This window comes from Nonomuraea sp. NPDC004186 (assembly GCF_053603495.1).
Genome location: NZ_JBSGFQ010000065.1, coordinates 22,833 through 30,030, shown reverse-complemented (window position 1 = coordinate 30,030; position 7,198 = coordinate 22,833). Strand labels below are relative to the sequence as shown.

Sequence of the window (7,198 nt, the reverse complement as noted above, 5' to 3'; positions counted from 1 at the left end):
GCGCCTCCCTCCGTGGGGGGGGGTGGGCGGTGGTGTGTCCTTTTGCTTCTTATGCGCCGGGGGGGCCGGGTGTGGCCCCCCCCCCCCCGGGGGCGGGCGGGCCGCGCCGCGGCCGCCACGTCGTTGCGGCCCAGCGCGGCCATGAGCAGCGCGCTGTGGCCCAGCGTGAGGTAGGCGACCAGCCGGTGGGTGCTCCCCAGCTCCAGCAGCTCGCCGCCGATGGCCTCCAGCTCGTCGCGCCGGTCCGGGGAGAGCACGGCGAAGTAGCGCGCGTTGAGTGCCAGGCAGAGCAGCTCGGGGCGGCCGAGCCGGCGCGCGAGCGCCACCGCCTCGGCTCCGGCGCCGTCCACCCGGACGTCGTCGTGGCCCTCCAGCGCGAAGACGAGCGCCGCCAGCAGCCGGCAGCGCGTCTCGTCGTCGGGTCCCGCGGCCAGCTCCGACCGCACCGCCGCGACGAAGTCCTCGTCGTAGCGGGAGTCCTGCTGGATCGTCCAGATCACGGGCGCGTCGTACGAGGTCAGGGCCCTGGCGAGAGGTCTGCCTGCGACGCGCCCCGCGAGTGAGCGGGCCGTCTCGACGGCGGTGGTGCGGGCGGCCACGGCGCCGATGACGTCGCCCGCGTGCCCGAGCGCCGACACCAGCCCGCACAGCAGCTCCAGTCTGGTCTCGTCGTCCTCGGCGAACTCCAGCGCCGCCCGCCACAGCGCCGCCGCCTCCCGGTGCGCGTGCAGGCCGGATGCCTGTACGGCCGCCGCCCGCGCGTACCGCACCGCGCTCGGCGCCGCAGCCTCCAGCGCGTGATGGGCCAGCGCCGCCACGTCTCCGGGGCGGATCCGCTCCAGCGCCGTCACCACCCGCCCGTGCAGCCGGGTACGGCGGATCCTGGCGGTGTCCTCGTACAGCACCTGCCTGACCAGAACGTGCGTGAACCGCAGCCGGCCGGGGCCGGGCTCGGCCAGCAGCCCCGTCAGGACCCCGGCCTCCACCCCGTCGAAGACCGTGTCCTCGTCCCCGTCGTGCAGCGCGATCAGGACGTCCACGTCCGCGTCCCTGCCGATGACGGCGGCGTTGCGCAGCACGGTCTGGGCGCTGGCGGGCAGGCGGCTGATCCTGCGCCGGATGAGGTCGCGCACGCCGGGCGGCAGCGCCTCGGCCGCGGCGGGCCCCTCGGAGGCGAGCAGCCGGGCGATCTCGCAGACGAACAGGGGGTTGCCGAGCGTGCGTTCGGCGATCGTGCGCACGGTCGCCGGCCCCAGCTCGCGCTCGCAGTGGCGGGCGAGCAGCGCGGCGACGTCGGACTCGCCGAGTCCGGGCAGCTCCAGGTGCCTGCTCCCGGCGGCGAGGGCGGCCAGCGTGGCGGCCAGGTCGTCGGTCGCCTCGGCGGGCCGGTGAGTGGCGAGGACCAGCAGCTTGGCCGTGGGTTTGAGGTGGCGCAGGAGGTGCAGGGTCTCGCCGTCGGCGCGGTGCACGTCCTCCAGCACGACGACCAGCGGCGCGTTGGCCGCCAGGTAGTCGGCCACCGACCGGGCCAGCCGGAACTGGTTCTGGATCGCCACGCCGTCGTGCAGCAGGGGCGCCAGCCCGGCCGGGTCGTCCGGCGGGCGGGCGGCGGCGAGCCGGCGGACGACCTCGCTCCACGCCCACGCGGGCGGCGCGTCGCCGTCGATCTCCGGGCAGCGGCCGATGGCCACCCGCCATCCGCGCTCCCCCAGCTCCGCCGCGAACGCCTCGGCCAGCGCGCTCTTCCCCGCGCCCGGCTCGCCCCCGAGCCAGACCGTGCGCTGGGCGGCGTGCGCGGCCTCCTCCCGGAGGACGGCCAGCTCGCGCTCCCTGCCGACGAGCGCGGGCCCGGGAGCGGGCACCGGATCCTGCGCGGGTGCGGGCTCCGGGCTGGGTACGGGGTGCGCGTTCAGGGAGTCCGACTGGCGCAGGATGTCCTGTTCGAGGGCGCGTAACACCGGGCCGGGATCGACCCCCAACTCGTCGGCCAGCTGTTCCCTGGCCCGGCGCAGCACCGAGAGCGCCTCCGCCTGGCCGCCGGACCGGTAGTGGGCCAGGGCCAGCAGGCGCACGGCGTTCTCGCGCAGCGGATGCCGGTCGACGTGCCGGCGCAGCTCCGGGGCCGCCTCGGCGTGGCGGCCCAGCATGAGCGCGGCCTCGGCCCGGTACTCGACGGCGATCAGCCGCAGCTCGGCCAGCCTGGTCGCCTCCGGCACCGCCCACTCCTCGGCGAACTCCCCGTACGCGGACCCCGTCCAGAGCCCCAGCGCCTCGTCGAGCAGGTCGTACGCGGCCGCCGCCGCGTCCTGCTGCAGCGCCTTCCCGGCGGCGTCGATCAGCCCCGGCAGCCGCCACGCGTCCACGTTCTCCTCGGCCAGGCGGAGCCGGTACCCGGGCGGGGCGCTCACGATCACCGTGGCCGGAGCGCGCGGCGGGCGGTCGGGCTCCAGCGCGCGGCGCAGGTTCGAGACGTAGACCTGGAGGGCGGCCAGCGCCTTGGGCGGCGGCTGGCCCTGCCAGAGGTCGTCGATGAACCGGTCGGCCGACACGACCTGGCCGCCCGCCGCCACCAGGCGCGCGAGCACGGCCCGCTGCCTGGCCGGGCCGAGGTCCACGTGACGACCGTGCAGACTGGCCTGGAGTGGTCCGAGGACCTGGATGTCGAGCATGGCACCCCCTGATCTACGAGTCCCCACCCGACCCGGCGCGCTCGCGCACGACAGTGCGGGAACGGTCCACAGCCGCCAATCATGAGCTATCCACACATATTTGGGCAATCACCAACACTCCGTCATGACGTCCGCTCGGCCATCACCACCACCGACGCCTTCCACCCGGCCGCGCTCGCTCCCATGTGCTGCCCCGCCTGCTCTAGGGCGTTTCTAAGGTTCGCCGACGGCTGGGTGAAGGTGGGCCGGGTTGGCTGGCGGCAGCCACCGGGCCGGAGCGGCCGGCCGGTCGGGAGAAGGAGACGCGACATGGACCGACGCAAGTTGGGCTTGGCCGCCGGCATGGTGCTGGTGCTGACGCTGGGCGGGTCGGGGGCGCTGGCGGCCTCGTCCCAGCGGGACCCCGCCGACGACCCGTGCGCCAAGGCGGCGGCGTGCACGCCTGCCGACATCGCCAAGGCCAAGGCGGCCAAGGCCGCGGAGCTCGACGGCAAGTGCTCGCCCGACGTGAACAAGCCCGATGTGAAGAAACAGGACGTGAAGAAGCAGGAGCATCTCGTCGAGAACGGGATGCTGGCCAAGGCGCTGGCGGCCTCGCTGGGCGTCGGGCTCGACCGGGCGACCGCCGCCGAGGAGGAGCTGAACCTCCTCAGCCAGAAAGGCGGGATAAATCCGAAATCACCGGAGTTCGCCGCGATAGCCGAGCGCCTGGGCGTGTCGGCGGAACGGCTGCTCCAGGCGCTGGACGACTTCAAGCGATCCTTCGTACAGGGAGAGGGCATCGGGCCGGACGCCGTCAAAACCCCGGGATCCTGACCGGCCGGGCGGGCGACCAGCCTGCGGGGCTGGACGGCGGCCATCCCGCCCGGCCGTCAGCAGGCGCTCAGGGGTGGGCGGCGGCGGGCACGGCGAGGAGAGTGGGATCATGCACGTCCTTGTGGCCGACGACGACGAGGCGGTGCGCCGTTCGCTGACGCGCGCGCTCGCCCGTGAGGGCTATCACGTGAGCACCGCCGCCGACGGCCTGCGCGCCCTGGAGGCGGCCGGCGGCGGGCGGCAGGACGCGGTGGTGCTGGACATCATGATGCCCGGCCTGGACGGGCTGGAGGTGTGCCGTCGCCTCCGCGCCGGCGGCGACCGCACGCCGATCCTGATGCTCACCGCCCGCGACCTGGTCGCCGACCGGGTCGCGGGGCTGGACGCCGGGGCCGACGACTACCTGGTCAAGCCGTTCGCGCTGGAGGAGCTGCGGGCCCGCCTGCGCGCGCTGCTGCGGCGCAGCGGCGCGGCCGAGGAGGTGCTGCGCTTCGCCGACCTGGAGCTGGACACCGCCGCCTGCCGGGCCGCCCGCGGGGCGCGGGTGCTCGACCTGACCAGGACCGAGTACACGCTGCTGAAGGTGTTCCTGCGCAACCCGAACCGGGTGCTGAGCCGCGGCGTGATCTTCGACGCGGTCTGGGGGTACGACTTCGGCCCGTCGTCCAACGCGCTGTGGGTCTACATCAGCTACCTGCGGGCCAAGCTGGAGGCCGGGGGCGAGCCGCGGCTGATCCAGACGGTGCGCGGGCTGGGGTACGTGCTGCGGGAGGAGCCGTGACGCTGCGGACCAGGGTCGCCCTGGCCGGGGCGGCCGTGGTGGCGGCGGCCCTGCTGATCGCCTCGCTGGTGGTCTATCCGGCGATGGCGAACGGGCTGGGCGGCCAGCACGACGGCGAGCTGGTGCTGGCCGCCGGGCAGGCGCCCCAGCTGCTGGCCTCGTTCAAGGCCACCCGCGCGCCCCTGCCGGATTATCCGGTCTCCGTGGGCAACACGCTGCTCCAGTTCTTCCCGCCTCCCGTGAATCCGGGGCCGACCACCGGTTTCGTCCCGCTCTCCGACAGGGACACCGGGGTCGCGTGGGGCAAGCTCTCGCCGTACTTCCAGGAGGTGAGCTACGGCGGGGCGCGCTACCGCGTCTACACGGCTCCGCTGGGCCAGGTCGATCAGGGGCTGGTACGCACCGCGTTCCCGCTCGACCGGGACGACGACACGCTGAACAGCCTGAAGCTCCTGCTGGGGGCGCTGATCCTGGGCGGCGCGCTGATCGCCGGGACGGGGGCGCGGCTGCTCGCCGGGCGGGTGCTGCGCCCCATCGGCCGCCTGACCGAGGTGGTCGAGCACGTCACCGCCACCCGTACGCTCACCGCGGGCGGGCTCGACGGCAGCGGGCGCGACGAGGTCGCCCGGCTGGCCCGCTCGTTCACCACGATGACCGGCGCGCTGAACGAGTCCCTGCTGGCCCAGCGGCGCCTGGTCGCCGACGCCTCGCACGAGCTGCGCACCCCGCTGACCAGCCTCATCACCAACCTCGAACTGCTGGGCGAGGGGCGCGGCACCGCCGACCCGCAGGCCCCGGCCCTGGTCCACGAGGCCCGCGCGCAGGCCGGCGAGCTGCGGGTGCTGGTCAACGACCTGGTGGAGCTGGCCAGGTACGGCGACGTCCAGATCCACACCGAGGACGTCCGCCTCGACCTGGTGGCGGAGCGCGTGATCGCCAGGGCGCGGGGCCGGGCGCCGCACGTCAGGCTGCGGGACGAGCTGGCCGAGTGCCTGGTCCACGCCGATCCCGACGCCGTCGAACGCGCCGCCGCCAACCTGGTCGACAACGCGATCAAGTGGAGCCCGCCGGGCGGGGAGGTGCTGGTCGAGGTGACCGCGACCGGCGCGCTGTCGGTCGCCGACCAGGGGCCCGGCATCGCCGCAGAGGACCTGCCGTTCGTCTTCGACCGCTTCTACCGCGCCAAGGCGGCCCGCTCGCTGCCCGGCTCGGGGCTGGGGCTGGCCATCGTGCGCCAGATCGCCGAGGCCCACGGCGGCACGGTCCGCGCCGAGCCCCTCTCCCGGGGCGTCCGCCTCGTCCTGTCCCTCCCCCTCGCCACCTGATCACCCGCCCGCCCTGAAGGAACGCCCGGCCATCGGCTCTAGCCGGGAGGCACGAGGTCGCCGAGGGAGAGGGCCAGCCAGAGCTGGAGCCGGTGCCCGGGGTCGGTGAGGGGGCGGCCCGAGACGCGTTCGGCGACGGCCAGGCGGCGGCGCAGGGTGTTGCGGTGCACGCCCAGCCGCCGCGCGGCCGTCTCCAGGTTCGACCCCGCCTCCAGGTACGCGCGGAGCGAGCCGACCAGGTCACCGCCGTACCGCGCCTCGTACTCGCGCAGCGGGCGGAGCGCGGCGGCGGCGAAGCGGTGCGCGGCGTCGGGCACGAAGGCGTCCCTGAGCAGCGCGGACGCCTCAAGGTCATCGACGTGGAGGTAGCCGTCGCCCCGGGCGGCCAGGGTGGCGGCGTGCCGTACCGCCGAGGGGAGCTCGTCCAGGCCGAGCGCCCGGCAGCCGCCGCCCGGCACGCCCAGCCGCGCGCACAGCTCCGCTCCCCGCCAGGGCACCGCCGAACGCCCGCCCGGGGAAACCGGGGCCGTTCGTTCCGGCAGCACGAACACCGTGCCCTCCGGCCGGGCGCACACGAGGGCCAGCTCCTCGGCGTCCGCCGCCACCTCCTCCAGCGCCTCGATCGCCGCCTCCGGCGGGACCGGCGCCGCCGTCACGACCACCTCGTACGGCGGCGCCGCGACCGGGCACAGCTCGCCGAGCTGGCGCGGCGACAGCCCGCCGTCGAGCACGGCGGCCAGCAGCGCGCCCCGCTGGGCCTGCGCCTTGGCCCGGCCGGCCCGCACGCCGAGCAGCTCCATGGCGAGCAGGCAGGCGGCCTGGTTGGCCAGCATCCTGGCGTGCCACTCCAGCGGCGAGCCCGTGCACACCGCCAGCCAGCCGGTCGGCGGCCCGGAGAAGCCGAGGCTCTGCACCTGGACGGCCTGGATGCCGTCGTCCAGCACGCCCGCGCTCAGCCGGGCCGCGCCCCGCGCCATCTCCAGGGCCCGGGCGTGCCAGGGCCGCTCCCCCGGCGGCGTGGCCGCCCTGGGCTTGCCCTGCGGGTCCAGCAGCAGGGACTCGCCGCCGGTGTGCTCGGCCAGGGCACGCAGGATGCCCGAGGTGCCCGACAGCAGCGCGGCCCGCGCCATGGCCTCCTGGGCGGCGACGACCCGCCGCTCCCCGCGTACGCGCTCGTCGGCCTGCCACCGGGCGACGGCCTCGGTCACCGCGATGAACGGGGTCAGGATCTCCAGCACCGGCAGCCCCTGGAGGTCGGCGGCGGCCAGCACCTCCTCCGGCACGGCCGTCACGGCCTCGCCGAGCGCGAAGGCGAGCCCGGCGCAGCCCGCCCCCGACAACCGCTCGACGTACGCCTGCAGCCCGGCCGGGTCGCCCGGCAGGCCGAGTCCGATGGTCATCACCAGCTCGCCCCCGCGCAGCCACGGCACGGGGTCGGCCAGCTCGGACACGTGCGCCCAGCGGACCACGCGCGACAGGCCGGCGCGCCCGGCCAGCAGCCGCATGCGCATGCCGGGCAGGGTCATGGCCTGGGCGACGGTCAACGCCATGGGCGTTCCTCAGGGCTGTGCATACCGCACTCTAATTCACCGCCGGTGGTGCGTTTC

General features: G+C 75.6%; 5 protein-coding genes. 3 read left to right on the top strand and 2 right to left on the bottom strand.

Annotated features, from left to right (window positions below; genetic code table 11):
- The coding region (locus ACWEPL_RS40140) for a BTAD domain-containing putative transcriptional regulator (RefSeq protein WP_452439254.1) at positions 1-2,669 on the bottom strand (2,669 nt) is incomplete at its 3' end.
- A 309-nt stretch (positions 2,670-2,978) separates the two neighbouring features.
- Between ACWEPL_RS40140 and ACWEPL_RS40135 the strand changes: the two genes are divergently transcribed.
- The 3 genes from ACWEPL_RS40135 to ACWEPL_RS40125 all read left to right on the top strand — a co-directional run bounded on the left by ACWEPL_RS40135 (position 2,979) and on the right by ACWEPL_RS40125 (position 5,591).
- The gene (locus ACWEPL_RS40135; RefSeq protein ID WP_452439253.1) at positions 2,979-3,485 is read left to right on the top strand and encodes a hypothetical protein; all 507 of its coding nucleotides are present in this window, start codon (positions 2,979-2,981) and stop codon (positions 3,483-3,485) included.
- 109 nt (positions 3,486-3,594) lie between these two features.
- Positions 3,595-4,266 carry a response regulator transcription factor gene (locus ACWEPL_RS40130; RefSeq protein ID WP_192791537.1) on the top strand — a complete coding sequence of 224 codons (672 nt, stop codon included), beginning with the start codon at positions 3,595-3,597 and terminating at the stop codon, positions 4,264-4,266.
- Positions 4,263-5,591, top strand: a complete 1,329-nt coding sequence (locus ACWEPL_RS40125) for a sensor histidine kinase (protein WP_452439252.1) — start codon at positions 4,263-4,265, stop codon at positions 5,589-5,591. The genes ACWEPL_RS40130 and ACWEPL_RS40125 overlap by 4 nt, the downstream gene beginning before the upstream one ends.
- A gap of 38 nt (positions 5,592-5,629) precedes the next feature.
- Here the strand turns inward: ACWEPL_RS40125 and ACWEPL_RS40120 are convergent, their stop codons facing one another.
- Entirely contained in the window at positions 5,630-7,141 is a 1,512-nt protein-coding gene (locus tag ACWEPL_RS40120; RefSeq protein ID WP_452439251.1) for a PucR family transcriptional regulator, read from the bottom strand.
- Between the last annotated feature and the right edge of the window lie 57 nt (positions 7,142-7,198).